Origin of the sequence: Rhodococcus sp. APC 3903 (genome assembly GCF_030407755.1) — a bacterium.
Taxonomy (GTDB): domain Bacteria; phylum Actinomycetota; class Actinomycetes; order Mycobacteriales; family Mycobacteriaceae; genus Rhodococcus_F; species Rhodococcus_F erythropolis.
This window is the reverse complement of the sequence record NZ_JASDCV010000009.1, coordinates 133,337-146,691: the sequence shown is the minus strand read 5'-3', so window position 1 is coordinate 146,691 and position 13,355 is coordinate 133,337. Positions and strand designations below refer to the sequence as shown.

The 13,355-nt window shown below is 61.9% G+C and carries 12 protein-coding genes and 1 tRNA gene; 8 read left to right on the top strand and 5 right to left on the bottom strand.

Annotated elements, in window-relative coordinates; genetic code table 11:
- The first annotated feature begins 128 nt into the window (after positions 1-128).
- Positions 129-201: transfer RNA gene (locus QMA15_RS15055), tRNA-Ala, on the top strand.
- Positions 202-496: 295 nt separating this feature from the next.
- Positions 497-1,471, top strand: a complete 975-nt coding sequence (locus QMA15_RS15050) for an FAD-dependent oxidoreductase (protein ID WP_279163775.1) — start codon at positions 497-499, stop codon at positions 1,469-1,471.
- A gap of 11 nt (positions 1,472-1,482) precedes the next feature.
- Here the strand turns inward: QMA15_RS15050 and QMA15_RS15045 are convergent, their stop codons facing one another.
- Positions 1,483-4,017 (bottom strand): AMP-binding protein, encoded by a 2,535-nt coding sequence (locus tag QMA15_RS15045; protein ID WP_290285192.1) that lies wholly within the window; start codon positions 4,015-4,017, stop codon positions 1,483-1,485.
- 178 nt (positions 4,018-4,195) lie between these two features.
- Here QMA15_RS15045 and QMA15_RS15040 point away from each other — a divergent pair, with 178 nt between their 5' ends.
- The 3 genes from QMA15_RS15040 (at position 4,196) to bluB (ending at position 6,558) form a co-directional block, all read left to right on the top strand.
- The gene (locus QMA15_RS15040) at positions 4,196-4,798 is read left to right on the top strand and encodes a lipocalin family protein (RefSeq protein ID WP_259118689.1); all 603 of its coding nucleotides are present in this window, start codon (positions 4,196-4,198) and stop codon (positions 4,796-4,798) included.
- Positions 4,799-4,879: 81 nt separating this feature from the next.
- Complete coding sequence (locus QMA15_RS15035; RefSeq protein ID WP_029255081.1) at positions 4,880-5,932, top strand: GTP-binding protein; 1,053 nt, start codon at positions 4,880-4,882, stop codon at positions 5,930-5,932.
- Positions 5,929-6,558 (top strand): 5,6-dimethylbenzimidazole synthase, encoded by a 630-nt coding sequence (bluB, locus tag QMA15_RS15030; protein ID WP_019747874.1) that lies wholly within the window; start codon positions 5,929-5,931, stop codon positions 6,556-6,558. The genes QMA15_RS15035 and bluB overlap by 4 nt, the downstream gene beginning before the upstream one ends.
- Positions 6,559-6,573: 15 nt before the next feature.
- Here the strand turns inward: bluB and QMA15_RS15025 are convergent, their stop codons facing one another.
- From QMA15_RS15025 to glp, 4 genes are all read right to left on the bottom strand, one after another.
- Positions 6,574-8,013, bottom strand: a complete 1,440-nt coding sequence (locus tag QMA15_RS15025) for a DEAD/DEAH box helicase (protein WP_019747875.1) — start codon at positions 8,011-8,013, stop codon at positions 6,574-6,576.
- A gap of 228 nt (positions 8,014-8,241) precedes the next feature.
- Positions 8,242-8,655: a molybdenum cofactor biosynthesis protein MoaE gene (locus tag QMA15_RS15020; RefSeq protein WP_003944730.1), complete on the bottom strand. Its 414-nt coding sequence runs from the start codon at positions 8,653-8,655 to the stop codon at positions 8,242-8,244.
- Entirely contained in the window at positions 8,648-9,634 is a 987-nt protein-coding gene (gene moaCB / locus QMA15_RS15015; protein ID WP_279163833.1) for a bifunctional molybdenum cofactor biosynthesis protein MoaC/MoaB, read from the bottom strand. Before moaCB ends, QMA15_RS15020 begins: the two co-directional genes overlap by 8 nt.
- A 28-nt stretch (positions 9,635-9,662) precedes the next feature.
- A complete protein-coding gene (gene glp / locus QMA15_RS15010; protein WP_019747877.1) occupies positions 9,663-10,865 on the bottom strand; it encodes a gephyrin-like molybdotransferase Glp in 1,203 nt (400 codons plus the stop codon).
- A gap of 111 nt (positions 10,866-10,976) precedes the next feature.
- On the opposite strand from glp, the gene moaA reads away from it, so the two are divergent.
- The 3 genes from moaA (at position 10,977) to QMA15_RS14995 (ending at position 13,355) form a co-directional block, all read left to right on the top strand.
- Positions 10,977-12,035 carry a GTP 3',8-cyclase MoaA gene (gene moaA / locus QMA15_RS15005; RefSeq protein WP_019747878.1) on the top strand — a complete coding sequence of 353 codons (1,059 nt, stop codon included), beginning with the start codon at positions 10,977-10,979 and terminating at the stop codon, positions 12,033-12,035.
- A complete protein-coding gene (locus tag QMA15_RS15000; RefSeq protein ID WP_003944706.1) occupies positions 12,028-12,285 on the top strand; it encodes a MoaD/ThiS family protein in 258 nt (85 codons plus the stop codon). The genes moaA and QMA15_RS15000 overlap by 8 nt, the downstream gene beginning before the upstream one ends.
- 314 nt (positions 12,286-12,599) lie before the next feature.
- The gene (locus QMA15_RS14995; protein WP_290285182.1) at positions 12,600-13,355 is read left to right on the top strand and encodes a hypothetical protein; all 756 of its coding nucleotides are present in this window, start codon (positions 12,600-12,602) and stop codon (positions 13,353-13,355) included.

Genomic DNA, 13,355 nt, shown 5'->3' with positions numbered 1-13,355 from the left:
GACGAGGAGCGGCCGCTTCGCTCTGACCAGGCGATTTGTTGCCCAGGAGTCAAGTGGTGTAACTTTCTTCCAGCAAGCGGAAAGCAGAAAAGCCGCTGCGAGTTCGACTGTTAGAGTTAATTGAATACGGGGCTATGGCGCAGCTGGTAGCGCACCACACTGGCAGTGTGGGGGTCAGGGGTTCGAGTCCCCTTAGCTCCACCCGAACAAATGCTCTGCACCAATCGGTGCAGAGCATTTGTTGCTTTCGAGCCAGTGTTGTGTTGTCGACCCTGTGTTTTTCGAGTCTCTATTGCATGCAGCACAGTTCTGCCTAGATGTGTCGACCGCCATAACGCCAGGGCGTCAATGTTCAATAACGTCCGCGATGAGGCCTGATCATCCCGTGCATTCTCAGCATGGGGACCGTTGGCGGAACGGAGAACCATGAGTGCACACGTGGTGATAGTCGGGGCAGGATATGCGGGCGTCATGGCAGCGAAGCGGCCTCCATCAGATGATTGCGGCTGGCTACGACGCGACGGTCTCGTTCGACAGGGCGCTACCGCGTGCGGCACACCGAGTCTTCGGAGAGGTGACGACGATCGAGGCGGCGCGCGGCAGGCTCACCCTCGACGACGGAAGCGTGCTCGACTACGACTACTTGGTCTACGCAGTCGGAAGTAGGCAGTTACCCAGCACGATCGCCGGGGCGGACGAGCACGGGTTCGGCGTCGCCGAATTCGAGGACGCGGATCGCCTCTCGTCCAGGCTGGCGACTCTCGATGAGAAGGCTGCGGTCTGCGTTGTCGGCGGCGGTCTCACCGGGATCGAGACTGCTGCAGAATTGGCTGAGCAGCGAAGCAGCCGAATCACTTTGGTGACCGGAGGAATCTTGGCCCCGGATCTGTCAGATCGTGCTCGATCGGCAATTCTCAGAACATTGACCGACCTTGGGGTTGATATTGTCACCGAATCCCGGGTGACTCGGATCGACGGTTCGTCCTGCGAGCTAGCGGGAGGTGTACGGGTTGAGGCCGATTGCACGATTCTCGCGACAGAATTCGGTGTCCCCGAGCTGGCGCGCCGAAGTGGCCTCCCGGTCGACGATCTCGGTCGTCTGAAGGTCGACGATCGACTGGAATGCTCGTCCCACCCCAACATCTTTGGTGCGGGTGATGCGGTCGCAGTCGGTGATCTTTCACTGAGGATGAGTTGTCAGGCCGCGATCCCCTTGGGAGTCCATGCGGCCGAAACGATCCTGCATCGACTCGAAGGTTCCGCGCCGCGCCCGGTGACTCCGAAGTTCGCAGGCCGGTGCATCAGTCTCGGGAGGCGGCGAGGTGTGTTCCAGCGGACCACTCGTGTCGACGAAGCAACGGGCATGTTTATTGCAGGCAGGGCGGGTGCATTCGTCAAGGAAAGGGTCTGTTCGTCGACGACCGAATGGGCTGTCACTCCACGCCGCTCTCCCTTCTACAGCTGGACGTGAGCCGCAGTTGGTCACGCTCGATCGCAGACTCGATCGATGATCGCCGCAGTCTTGCGGACGTACGGTTGACGGACGATGTCTTCGTGACACGCGTCGACGTCGTCGAATTCGAGGGAGCCCGTGGCGATGAGTGACCATATCTCACGTCCACGGTTGTTGGTGGCTCCACGGATCACCGTGACAGGCGCGGCGCACGTTCGCATCCGATGCTTCCGGAGCGCCTGGCCGCCGATGTAGAGGAACACCGTCCACTGGGTGGCCGGTGGGTATTGCAGAATGCCGGCGAAGAGCGTGCGGATCCACATCGCCGCGACGGTGCGCCTGGTCGGCTTCCACCGGGTATTGGTGGATGGTTGTGGTGCGAGGTCGACGATCGACGGATCCAAGCTGATGCCCGCTCGACCGGCCAGTCGTGTGGCAGTCTCGGTGGAGATTCTGGTGTCGAGAACGGTGACGTGCTCGACATTGTCACCGGACTCGGACAGCTGTGACGCCATCTCCAGCGCCACGTAGCCGCCGTACGAGTAGCCGGCGAGGAGGTATGGCCCGGTGGGCTGAATCTTCTTGATTTCGAATATGAAACGGCGGGCGCTTGCTTTCACTGACCGGTCGGGTAGTCCGCGAGATTCGAAGCCATGTGGCTGAAGTGCGTAAACCGGCCGATCGGTGTGAAGCGCTTTCGACAAGGTGGACAGCGTCGTCGATGGGCACCCCGCTCCGTTCATGATGAACAGCGGTCGCCCGGACCCTTCGAGCTTCAGCGGAACCGTCGTGTTGTGACAGACACGATCATCGGGATCGATTCTGCACCGATCCAACAGCGCTGCAAGGTCTTTGACGGTGCTGGCGGCCGCGAACTCCGCCGCTGTGATCCGGATCCGGAACATGTCGTGAATCTTTGCCACCACTTCGGTTGAAGCAAGCGAATCGCCACCGAGTTCGAAGAAGTCGTCCTCACGGTCGATGGAGTCGATACCGAGAATCGACTCCCAGATCGAGGACAACCACAATTCGGCGGGCCCGGCGAGAGTCGGTGGAGTGGACCGCACCTCGACGGAGGGCAGCGCTGTTCGATCGACCTTTCCTCTTTCGTTGCGCGGCAACGCTGGCATCAGAACAAAATGTCGGGGGAGCATCCAGGCCGGCAGATATGTCGCCAATTCGCGCCGCATCTCGGCGCCCGACCGTGCCATCACGGCTTTGGTCAGGACCACGTAGGCGACAATCTCCGGTCGATCGTTCTCGAGGACGACAGCCACGAAAACATCGGCGACGCCGGGAATTCGACGAATATGCGCCTCGACTTCCATCGGCTCTACCAGATAGCCCCGAATCTTGACGGCGTCGTCGACGCGTCCCCGCAGTTGTAGCTCGCCGCGTTCGTCGATACGGCCCCGGTCACCGGTCCGGTAGATGCTCACTCCGTCGCCGAGGCGCGTGAATCGTGCCGCAGTGCGATCCGGGTCACCGTGGTATCCATCGGCAAGATCGCTCGAGACAACCTGTATCTCGCCGATCTCTCCGTCGGGAAGAGGCACGCCGTTCACATCGACGATCTGTACGTCCTTGCCGTCGCGAGCACGTCCGGCCGGAACCACTCCGACGGGTAGTTCGGAATGTGGTGGGAACGCGTTGTACGCGACGACACCGGTCTCGGTGGTGGCCAGCCAGTTGACGTACGTGACGCGAGCGAAGCCGTGACTGCGATGGCGCGCGTAGTCCTCGCCGTGAACTGCTTCCCCGTACGTCACGACGACCCGCAGCGATCCGAGCGAATTATCCGGTGCTTCATCGGATTCGAGGCTTGACCATGCCCGCAGGAATGACGGCGCGCAGTGCGCGGTCGTGATCGAATTCTCGATCAGCCAGTCGTCGATTCCCGAAACTCCGTCTACGCGTGGATCCCAGCAGAAGACCGTGACGCCGTTCATCAGTCCCATGATCAGGGCCGTGATTCCGGCTCCGAAACTGACGGGCAACAGGTTTCCGATGTGATCATCGGGGCGCAGGTCGATTGCTGCGGCAAGTTCGTCGGCTTTGTTCAGGCACATGGAGTGGCTCAACACGACTCCCTTGGGCGCTCCACTGGTCCCTGATGTGAACGCGATCATGGCAGGGTCGGAACTCGATGGTTCCAGCGCGTTGTCGAAACGGAAGCCGGTTGCGGCCGATTCGTCGAGGATCGACTGCAGCGCGACGGCGCCCGAGGCGCTCATGATGTGCGCTCGCCGGGCCTCGGGGAGTTGTGGGTCGATCATGACCAAGGGCCGACCGGAAATCAGAGTAGCGAGGATGGCGGGCACCGACTCGGCGGTTGGTTCGAGATCGACCGCAACCGGGCGAGCCCCGTGTGACCCACGCAGGCGAAGTTCGCGGACCAATGCATCGGTCCGGAGTTCGAGTTCGGCGAAAGTGATCCGGTCGTGTGGAGTCACGACGGCAACGCTGTCGTGCTGCATCGAGGTGACTCGGCGCCACCTCGACTCGATCGTCTCGTCGATGACTGCATAGCGAGTGCGCTCGAGACCTAAGTCGACAACCTTCATCACAGTAGCTCCGTCCGACTTTCAGCTATCTTTGAGCAAAGACTACATAAGGTTTGTGAAGTAGGTCCATAACAAACCGAAAGTAGTTTTACATACGTCCCCATCCTCCAGTCCGTCAGCTCCGAATACCTTGAGGAACCAATGCCGATCGAGCGTTGTACAGACGAGGAGCAATGACATGAAGTGGTCGGGGCGAAGTGCGATTGCGATTGCGGGAGTGTGCGCCGCAGCGACGCTGTTTTCGGGAACCGCGCAGGCGAGCCCACTCTGGGAACCTCTGCAGCCGGTGGCGAACCTGGACGCCGCGCGCTACGTAGGGGAATGGAACCAGGTGGCGGCGATTCCTCAGCCCTTCAACCTCGCGTGCGCGAAGGACACCCGGGCGAGTTACGGGATCGTCGATTCGTCGAACGTGAGCGTGAAGAACACGTGTACGACGTGGACCGGCCAAACCAACGAGATCGTCGGGAATGCCCGAGTTACCGATCCAGCAACGGGTGCCCAGTTGCATGTGAGCTTCCCCGGGGTGCCCTCGCAGGAGAGTTTGGACGGTCCGCCCAACTACATCGTCACGTATATCGCCGACGATTATTCGTGGGCACTGGTGGGCGATCCACTCAGGCTTTCCGGGTTCGTGCTCTCACGGTCCCCGATTGTCGACGCGGCCGGCTGGAGTGAGATCCGTCGGGTCGCCGAATCCCGTGGATACAACGCGTGCACGATCTTGACGTCACCGACCACCGAGGGCACGTCGGACATCCGTCCGCTCTGCACGGTGTGAGTCTGCTGTCAGCGTGAACCTTCCGGAGCCACACTCCACTACGATCACTGATCGGTACGTGTGGTTTCGGAAGGTTGCGTGGTGGCGAAGAAGCAGATTCCCGTAATAGTCGTCGCAGGCTTTCTCGGTTCGGGAAAGACGACGCTGCTCAACCATCTTCTGCGCAACAACGACGGTGTACGCATCGGCGTGATCGTCAACGACTTCGGCTCCGTCAACATCGACTCGATGATGGTCGCCGGTCAGGTCGATTCGATGGTCTCTCTCAGTAACGGCTGTTTGTGCTGCGCTGTCGACGTCTCGGACATGGACGAGATGCTGAACAAGTTGGCGCACCGGCAATCCGGGATCGACGTCATCGTCATCGAGGCGAGCGGGCTTGCTGAGCCGCGGAACATGATTCGACTCGTCCTCGGAAGTGAGAACCCGTCTGTCGTCTACGGCGGCCTGGTGGTCCTGGTCGACGGAGCCAATTTCTCCACCGTTCGCCGCGAACATCCCGAGCTCGATCAACATGTCCGCCTGGCAGACCTGGTGGTAGTCAACAAGATCGACAGCGTTCCGGTCTCCGAGCGTGAGAGATTCACGGCCGGAATTCGCGAGTTGAATCCGCGAGCGCCGATAGTGGAGACGGCGCATTCACGGATAGACCCTGCTCTGCTGTTCGATTCCGGTGAGGTGACCCCTCCCGCTCCGGGCGATCAACTGAGCCTCGACGAGCTCCTGCGCGAGGGGCACGACGACGATCACGAGGACGGCTCGTGTCACCACGATCACCTGCACCACCGCTACGAATCGGTTGATTTCACGTCGGAGATGCCACTCGATGCCAGGGCTCTGACGCATTTCCTCGAGAATCAACCGCCGGGGGTGTACCGCATCAAAGGATTCGTGAACTTCGAGATTCCGGGTTACACAGGAAAATTCGAGATCCAATCGGTGGGTGATCATGTTCGGATCACGCCGCTGCGGTGGAAGTCGGGCGAACCTCGAACCACGCAACTGGTTGTGATCGGTACCGGGATGGATTCGGGAGTGGTCGGCAGCGCACTCCGCGCCTGCGTGCGCGAGGAAACGGTCGAACCGCACCCCGACGCCATGCTGGGATTGCACCGCTATACCGTCGGGGCGTGAGTGAATCAGATGTATCCGTGTACGAAGCGATTCGGCGACGGCGAGACGTTCGCGCCGAGTTCTCGGGAGAGGTCATCCCCGACGAAACTCTGATGCGCATTCTCGACGCCGCCCATCGCGCGCCGAGCGTGGGAAACACGCAACCGTGGGATTTTGTCGTCGTTCGTAATCCGGAGACGCTCAATACCTTCGCGGCACACGTCGCCGATGCCCGGCTGAAGTTCGCGCAGTCTTTGCCCGAGGATCGCCGATCGACGTTCGACCCCATCAAGATCGAGGGAATCGCCGAGAGCGGTACCGGCATCGTCGTCACTTACGACCCGTCACGCGGTGGCCCGAACATCCTCGGCCGTCATACCGTCGACGACACCGGACTGTTCTCGGCGGTACTCGCCATTCAGAATTTGTGGCTCGCCGCAGTGGCCGAGGAGATCGGCATCGGCTGGGTTTCGTTCTACGACGAGAAGTACCTCACCGAACTCATGGGCATTCCGTCGCCCGTACGCCCCATTGCGTGGCTGTGCGTCGGGAAGGTGACTGAGTTTCAACAGGTTCCGGATCTCGAGCGCTTCGGATGGCGACAGCGCCGGCCATTGGCCGACGCTGTCCACTACGAAACCTATTGAGTTGTACCGGGTGGCCTAGCGCGCGGGACGGCCCCCGGTGGAGCCTGCGGTGCGAGCGCCGCCGCCGGTGCGGGGACGGCGAGCGCCGCCGCCTGCATGTTCCTGACGGGCAACTCCGCCGGTGCGAGCACCGCGTGACTGACCGCCCTGTCCGGAGCGAGCCTGACCCGAACGTGCTGCGCCGCCGCGTCCACCCTGGCCGGCGGGACGCTGTCCGCGTCCACCGTTCGGCTGGGCCGGAGCCTTCGGAGCTGGCGTGACGTGCGGTGCGATGTCGCCGACCAACTTGACGACGTGCTCGGAGTTGGCAGTCGAACGAACCGGGGTCACCTTGATGGCTGCCTTACGCATGAGGATCGCGAGATCCTTACGCTGCTCGGGCAGAACCACGGTGACCACGTCGCCGGCGCTGCCTGCGCGAGCGGTGCGACCACTGCGGTGCAGGTACGCCTTGTGCTCGGCCGGCGGATCGACATGGACGACCAACTCGACGTCGTCGACGTGGACGCCGCGCGCTGCGACGTCGGTGGCGACGAGGACGCGCGCTTCACCGGCGGAGAATGCCGCCAGGTTACGGTCGCGAGCGGCCTGAGAGAGGTTGCCGTGCAGGTCCACTGACGGGATGCCCGACTCGGTGAGCTGGCGAGCCAACTTGCGTGCCTGGTGCTTGGTGCGCATGAACAGGATGCGACGACCGGTACCGGAAGCGAGCTTCTCGACCAGAGCCTTCTTGGCTTCGACGCCGTCGACGTCGAACACGTGGTGCGTCATCGCGGCGACGGGGGAGTTGGCCTCGTCGACCGAATGCATGACCTCGTTCTTGAGGAAACGCTTGACGAGCTTGTCGACGCCGTTGTCCAGCGTTGCCGAGAACAGAAGGCGCTGCCCGTCCTGCGGGGTGGACGAGAGGATGCGGGTGACGACGGGCAGGAAGCCGAGGTCGGCCATGTGGTCGGCCTCGTCGAGCACGGTGATCTCGACGGCGTCGAGGCTGACGAATTTCTGCTTCATGAGGTCTTCGAGGCGACCGGGGCAGGCGACGACGATGTCGACTCCGGCCTTGAGAGCCTGAACCTGGCGGTGCTGCGAGACGCCACCGAAGATGGTGGTCACGCGCAAGTCGTATGCGGCGGCCAACGGTTCGAGGGTTGCGGTGATCTGGGTGGCGAGCTCACGCGTCGGTGCGAGCACCAGGCCGAGCGGTCGACCCGGACGACGCTTGCCTCCGGACAGTTCGCCGGCGAGGCGGGAGACCATGGGGATGGAGAACGCGAGGGTCTTGCCGCTTCCGGTCTTTCCGCGGCCCAGTACGTCGCGCCCCGAAAGAGTGTCGGGGAGGGTGTCGATCTGGATCGGGAACGGAGAAGTGATTCCGCCGTCTTCGAGAGCTTTCACCAGCGGTGCGCGCACACCGAGGGCTGCGAAGGTGGTAGCGGGCGTAGAGATGTCAGACAAGTGTGTTCAGAGCCTTTCGGGCACGTGTTCGTGCCCGGATGCCGACACGGGAATTAACCGGTCGAACAATCAAGCACAGTGGTGGCGGCGCTGCCGGTCGGCAGGCTTCTTCGCCGTAAGAAGAGCGGGTGCATTGAGCACTCAGCAAGAAAATTTGCGTTCTACGACGCTGGATGCCCGATTTCAGGCACCTAGTGATCGCAACTCTACCTTCTCGGAGCGTTCGACCTACAACCCGACCCATTCGGAGACGCCGTTCGCGAAGTGTTGCCGCTTCCAGATCGGTACCTCGTGCTTGATGCGCTCCACCAGTTCGGCGCACGCGGCGAACGCCTCCGCTCGATGCGGGGCGGCGACGGCGGCGACCAGTGCGAGGTCACCGATCTCGAGGTGGCCGACGCGATGGATCGCGGCAACCGGCAGGCCGGTCGAGGCTGCAACCTCTTGGCAGCACGTCTCGAGAAAGCGTTCCGCGTCCGGGTGTGCCTGGTACTCCAACGCTGAAACTGCTTGACCTCCATCGTGATTGCGCACCGTTCCCGTGAACACCACAACAGCGCCGTTCTTCGGACCGGCAACGGCGGCGTCGACGGTGTCTGCGTGAATCGGTTGCTCGGAGATCCGAGCCAGTAGCTCACTCATCGTGTGCTCCTCCGCCTGCGACCTGCGCGAGCAGGTGATCGATGATGGGTTCGAGGACGGCGAGACCGTCCTTCACTCCACCGGGAGAACCCGGAAGATTGACGATGACCGTCGTACCTGTGAGACCTGCCACACCACGGCTCAGTGACGCGTGCGGGGTCTTCTCGAGGCCCTTGGTTCGGATCGCTTCTGCGACCCCGGGCAACTCACGGGTCAAGACTGCCCGGGTAGCTTCCGGCGTTGCATCCGTGGGGGAAGCACCGGTGCCGCCGGTGCTGATGACAAGCGACGGGGAGCCCTCCTCGGCGTCAGCGATGCCTGCCGCGATGTCTGCGTCGGCGTACACAAGCGGTCCACGCACCTCGAAGTCCCGCTCGCGTAGCCAGGCTGCGATCGTCGGTCCGGTGGTGTCGGGTCTGGTTCCGTTGGCACCGCCGGTGGAAGCGACGAGGACGGTTGCGGACCGTGGCGAGGCGAAGGCGTGCGCCGGAGATGTCTGTGAGTTCTGAGTGTCGCGGGTCCAATGTCCGTGTTTACCACCGTCTTTGGTGAGCAGGCGAACACCGTTCATAGTGGCTCCGGGATCGACCGCCTTGACCATGTCGTGCAAGGTCAGGCCGGCTACCGCGACGGCGGTGAGTGCTTCCATCTCGACGCCGGTCTGTCCGCGAGTCTTTGCCGTCGCTTCGACGGTGATCGAGGTTTCGGTGAACCCGAATTCCACCTTGACCGACGAAAGCGCGAGCTGATGACACAACGGGATCAGCTCGGACGTCTTTTTTGCACCGGCGATTCCGGCAATGCGCGCGGTGGTGAGGACATCGGCCTTGGGCATGCCGTCGGCGCGGACGAGGCGAACTACCTCGGCGGTCGTGACGAGTTCACCGGCAGCGACGGCGATGCGCGTCGTCTCGGCCTTGGCGCTGACGTCGACCATGCGCGCTCGGCCTTCGCTGTCGACGTGGGTCAATTCGGTCATGAGTGTCCTTTGAATCAGATCGAGTGAATCAAATCGAGGAAGTCGAGAGCGGGAGGACATCGACGAGATCGCCCGCTCCGAGTTCGGTCACGGCAGCGGGGACGTCGATCAGGACGTCGGCCCACGCCATTGCTGCAACGAGGTGCGAGCCGGGTCCGGCCACGAGTTCGATACCGTCCGCAGTTCTACGCGCGCGCAGGAACTGGCGCTTGCCATCCACCGAACGCAGCGGTGCAGTCAGTGGCAGCCGTTCGCGCGGGATCTCGGGCAGACCCGCGGCCCGGCGCAGTTCGCCGCGGGCGAAGACCTCGAACGAGACCATCGTGCTGACCGGGTTGCCCGGGAAACTCAGTACCGGCACTTCGTTCACCACGGCGGTGCCTTGCGGGCCACCAGGTTGCATTGCGACGTGGCCGAAGTGTGCACCCAGAGGGGTGAGAGTTTCCTTCACCACCTCGAAGTCGCCCATGGACACCCCACCGGAGGTGAAAACCAGATCGGCGACCGAGGTTGCGTACGAGAGTAATTCGCGGAACTCGGCCGGGTCGTCGCTGCTTCGGGCGACGGAGACGACATCGGCGCCGTTGGCTTCGGCCAATGTTGCCAAAGCTGGTCCGTTGGAATCGTAGATCTCGCCGGGTTCGAGAGTTGTTCCGGCACTTTTCAGTTCGGCGCCCGTCGTAATTATCGCGACCCGTGGCTTCGTGTACGTGTCGAGCGAGGCCAGGCCCACAGCACTCAGCGCGGCGATATGGCGAGGTTCCAAGTGTGTTCCGGCCGTGACCAGTAGCATTCCGGCAGTGATGTCGCTGCCACGTTCGCGAACGAATTCGCCTACAGACCTGCCCCGTTCGATGGTGACCACGTGTTCGGTGACGCCCGTGGTGTCCTCGACGGGAACGACGGCGTCGGCACCCTCGGGGAGCGGCGCACCGGTCATGATGCGAAATGCCGATCCTGGAAGGTGTTTCGGTGGTTTTCCGCTTCCGGCGGCGATCACGCCTCGAACCGTCAGTGTCGTGGGAACCGAGGCAACGGATGCGGCGTCGACCGCATATCCGTCCATCTGTGAGTTGCGGAAGAGGGGCAGGTCCACCGGCGATGCGATATCCGAGCAAGTTATGCGCCCCAACGCTTCTGCCGTCGGAACCGCCGACGGAGAGAGGGTGTGCAGGCCGGTGAGCAATCCGGAGATGTGCGCAGCGTGTTCCTCGACCGAACGCGCGCTCATGACAGTAACCTCGACAACCTCGACATGTTTTGATCCTAGGCGGTGTGGTCCGTCCGACACACGGAGTACGGCTTTCGGTCATACTGGAGCAATACGGAAGTTGGTGAAGTGATGACAGTGGTCTCGATGGGAATTCCCACCGTGCGGTTTGACGCTGCCTCCCTCGCCGGTCGTCCCGAGACGGATCTCCTGGTCGACAGGTTCGGGCGTGTTGCCAGAGATCTGCGAGTCTCGATCACCGAGAAGTGTTCACTTCGTTGCACGTATTGCATGCCGGAGGAAGGCTTGCCGGCCATCGCCGCGGAAGACCTTCTGAGTGCCGACGAGATCGTTCGAGTAGTCGGAATCGGTGTCGAACGAGTCGGTATTCGCGAGGTGAGATTCACCGGCGGCGAGCCGCTGATGCGTAGTGACCTCGAAAAGATCATCGCGGGATGCGCCGCGCGTGTGCCAGGAATTCCACTTGCCATGACCACCAACGCCGTTGGGCTCGAACATCGTGCCGCAAAGCTGGCTGCAGCTGGTTTGACCCGCGTGAATGTTTCCCTGGATTCGGTTGATCGCGCGCACTTCGCGGAATTGACGCGTCGAGACAGGTTGCCTTCGGTTCTCGCGGGAATCCGAGCGGCCGCGGTGGCTGGCCTTGCGCCGCTCAAGGTAAATGCCGTTCTCATGCGCGAAACGCTCCACGGCGCGGCGGACCTTTTACAGTGGTGCCTCGACGCCGGAGTCGAATTGCGGTTCATCGAACAAATGCCTCTCGATGCAGACCATGCTTGGGCGCGCGAGAACATGGTGACTGCGGCTGAATTGCTGTCGGTATTGAGTGAGCGTTTCGAATTGGCCGCAATCGGTCGCGAAGACCCGTCGGCTCCTGCTGAAGAATGGCGTGTCAACGGGACTGAAATGACGGTGGGGATCATCGCTTCGGTGACGCGCTCGTTCTGCAGTGATTGCGATCGGACGCGAATGACTGCAGAGGGGACAATTCGGTCATGTTTGTTCAGTGACCGTGAAGTTGATCTGCGTGCCGCGCTCAGGGCCGGAGCCAGTGACGACGAACTTGCGGATTTGTGGCGCGGTGCGATGTGGAACAAGTGGGCAGGGCACGGCATCGACGCCGCGGACTTCGTTCCGCCGGAAAGAAGTATGGGAGCGATTGGTGGCTGATCCGCATTCGATCTCGGTTCGTTACTTTGCTGCTGCAGCGGATGTATCCGGTTGCCGTAGCGAGGTAGTCGCCATTTCGCCCGACAACACACTTGCCGAGTTGGTGGCGGTCTTGGTCGGGCGATACGGACCGGAGATGGAGCGAGTGCTGTCGGTCTCGGCTTTCCTCGTCGGTGACGAGTTGACCCGCGACGTCTCTCGAGCCTCCGGTAGCGCTGTCGATATTCTTCCGCCTTTCGCTGGAGGCTAGTCCGAGAATTGCCGGCGTAGCTATTTGTGGGCTGCCGTCGTATTGTCCTTTTTCGGTTCCCCGGTCCAAATATTTATATCTTGATCACTCCAGCTCAAGTGGCATCTATCTCCGTTTTCTCCATTGTTGGTCAATTGTCCAACATTGGTCGTTTTGTTTAGTTTCTCCTACTTTTGGGGGAGTAAATGCACTTCTAATTGCCCAGGTGAATTGTCATCTGTTTGGATGACAAAAGAAATACCTTCGCTGTTGGTAATTGTCGACATGTGTTAATTTTGGCGCAATTCCACTCGGGATATGTGAAAGGTATTTCAATGTCGATTAATTCCACGCGCCGTGTCGGAGTCGTCGTAGCGCTCCTCGGGGCAGCTGCACTCACCGCTCCGGCAATTGCTACTGCGCTTCCGTCCACCGGTTCTCTCGGCTCTTCTGCGCCGGAAGCCTCGTGCTCGACCCTGTCCACCGAAGCGACGCCGAACGGGTGGGGCATCCCGTTCACCGACGAGAAGGATCAGACCGCGTCGTACTCGGCCGACAACGTTCTCGACAAGGACGGTTCACTGAAGCTGGCCGTCGACGGTACCGGCGATCGTTCGGTTTCCTACCATTCGGCCGGCGGTATCAAGCTGTCCGACGCAGTCAGCAAGGCGATCGGTTTCGCCGAGCGCGCCGCCACGCCGACTGCGGCGTTCCAGCTCCGCCTCACCGGAACCACCGGCGGAAAGTTCGAGAACGGATTCACCACCTTGGTGTGGGTCCCGGGACCGGACGCGACGCCGACGGCTGACGGCGGCGTTCACGCGGAACTCCAGAAGGGCGTGTGGTGGAGCACTCAGAACATCGACGGCGCCAAGGACCGCGTGTCAGTGCCTTTGGCTGACATCGTCGCCGCGAACCCGGAAGCGGTAGTCGACCACTACGGCGTCAGTGTCGGGACCGGTTCCGCTGCCACCTCGACGCTGGTCGATGCGGTGCAGTTCAACGGATGCACCACCAACTTCGCGAAGAAGGATCCGGCTTCGGGAACGGGTTCGCTGGGCGACGTGTTCGGCAGCCTGTTCGGTAGCTAG

What these genes read in the sequence shown, in the direction of transcription:
- QMA15_RS15050 (WP_279163775.1), top strand. Translation starts at nt 497, where the DNA reads ATGATTGCGGCTGGCTACGACGCGACGGTCTCGTTCGACAGGGCGCTA.
- QMA15_RS15045 (WP_290285192.1), bottom strand. Translation starts at nt 4,017, where the DNA reads ATGAAGGTTGTCGACTTAGGTCTCGAGCGCACTCGCTATGCAGTCATC.
- QMA15_RS15040 (WP_259118689.1), top strand. Translation starts at nt 4,196, where the DNA reads ATGAAGTGGTCGGGGCGAAGTGCGATTGCGATTGCGGGAGTGTGCGCC.
- QMA15_RS15020 (WP_003944730.1), bottom strand. Translation starts at nt 8,655, where the DNA reads ATGAGTGAGCTACTGGCTCGGATCTCCGAGCAACCGATTCACGCAGAC.
- moaCB (WP_279163833.1), bottom strand. Translation starts at nt 9,634, where the DNA reads ATGACCGAATTGACCCACGTCGACAGCGAAGGCCGAGCGCGCATGGTC.
- glp (WP_019747877.1), bottom strand. Translation starts at nt 10,865, where the DNA reads ATGAGCGCGCGTTCGGTCGAGGAACACGCTGCGCACATCTCCGGATTG.
- moaA (WP_019747878.1), top strand. Translation starts at nt 10,977, where the DNA reads ATGACAGTGGTCTCGATGGGAATTCCCACCGTGCGGTTTGACGCTGCC.
- QMA15_RS14995 (WP_290285182.1), top strand. Translation starts at nt 12,600, where the DNA reads ATGTCGATTAATTCCACGCGCCGTGTCGGAGTCGTCGTAGCGCTCCTC.